The organism is Streptosporangium vulgare (assembly GCF_042428775.1).
Lineage (GTDB): Bacteria > Actinomycetota > Actinomycetes > Streptosporangiales > Streptosporangiaceae > Streptosporangium > Streptosporangium vulgare.
Genome location: NZ_JBHMBS010000101.1, coordinates 1 through 1,504, shown reverse-complemented (window position 1 = coordinate 1,504; position 1,504 = coordinate 1). Strand labels below are relative to the sequence as shown.

Here is a 1,504-nt window from a genome sequence, read left to right as displayed (position 1 = left end):
GGGTCGCGTCCTCGGAGCGGTGTAAAAGGCTCGACGAGGTAGGTGCCGCGGGCTGATCTTAGGCGGCTGCCGTTTCGGGCGTCGAGTCGGTGGCCGGGGTGGCTGTCGGGCGGAGCCGGCTGGGCGGGGCGAGCAGGGCTCGGCGCAGGTCCTGCAGGATGCGCAGGCCCTTGGATGTCATGGTGAAACCGCGCCAGCCGCGGGAGGCACGGTCCAGCACCGCCCAGACCAACGAGACACAGCTGGTCTCGCCGGGAAAGCGGCCGATGACCTTGACCCGGCGGCGGGTCTCGCCGAAGGTGCGCTCGATGAAGTTGGAGTGGCGGATGCGCTTGTGGTGCTCGACCGGGAAGCGCAGGTAGGTCGTCAGCGAGCCGCGGTCGGCGAGCAGGCTCTTGACCGCGGCCGGATAGGAACGGCCCCAGTCCTTGGCGAAGGCGTCGATGCGCGCCTGGACGCAGGCCACCAGGTCCTGTCCAGGCTCGATGTCCTCGCCCAGCTCAGAGGTGTCGAAGATGTTCCAGAAGGCGGCCTTGACGGTGGCCTGGTCGCCGGCGCTGACCTTCGATAGGACGTTGCGGCATTTGTGGATCACGCAGCGCTGGCGCAGGGAGGCCGGGAAGACCTGCTCGGCGGCGGTGATGAGGCCGGGTGCGCCGTCGGAGACGACCAGCAGCGGCGGGCGCAGGCCGCGTTCGGCCAGGCCGGTCAGGAAGTCGTGCCAGGCGTCGGTCGACTCGGCCGCGGCCGGGGCCAGGCCCACGAAGACGGGCTTGCCGTCGGTGGTGATGCCCCAGGAGGCCAGCACCGGCTCGGCGCGCTGCCCGTCGTGCATCTTGAAGTGGCTGGCGTCGCAGAACAGGTAGTCCAGCTCGACCGCCGACAGGTCGCGGCGGCACCAGGCGTCGTACTCGGCGACGATGGCCTGGCAGATGGTCGAGACCGTCGACTTCGACAGCGCCGCCTCCGGGCCGAGCGCATCGGCCAGGGCGCCTTCGACGTCGCGGACCGACAGTCCGCGCACGAAGGAGGCGATGACCAGCGTCTCCAGCGCGTTGGTGCGGGTCACGCCGGTGCCGAACAGGCGGGAGGCGAACGCCTCGGTGGTGTTGCGCAGCTTCGGGCGGGCGATGGTGACCGGACCGGTGGTGGTCTTGATGGTGGTGGGGCAGTGGCCGTTGCGGTGGCCGGGCCGTACGGCCTGCTCGCCGTCGGCAGCGGAGAGCGAGGCGGTGCGCTGGTAGCGGGTGCGGCCGAGGAAGGCGTCCACCTCGGCCTCGACGGCGGTCTGGATGATCAGGCGGGCACCCAGGCGGGCGACATCTTCGAGGATCTCGACCAGGTCGCGGTCGGTGGTGAACAGGGCGTCGATCTCGGCGCGGATGGCCTGAACGGGCGGTAGTGTGCGTGCCACGAGCGTAGGTCCTTGCGTAGTGCGAACTTTGGTCGGTTCAGCACGGCAACCTACGCTCGTTCCCTTTTACACCGCATCTCGGACGCGACC

The 1,504-nt window shown here is 70.1% G+C and carries 1 protein-coding gene; it reads right to left on the bottom strand.

The annotated features are described in order from the left end of the window. Positions 1–58: 58 nt before the first annotated feature. Positions 59–1,414 (bottom strand): IS256 family transposase, encoded by a 1,356-nt coding sequence (locus tag ACFFRH_RS44145; RefSeq protein WP_344743125.1) that lies wholly within the window; start codon positions 1,412–1,414, stop codon positions 59–61. Positions 1,415–1,504: the final 90 nt, after the last annotated feature.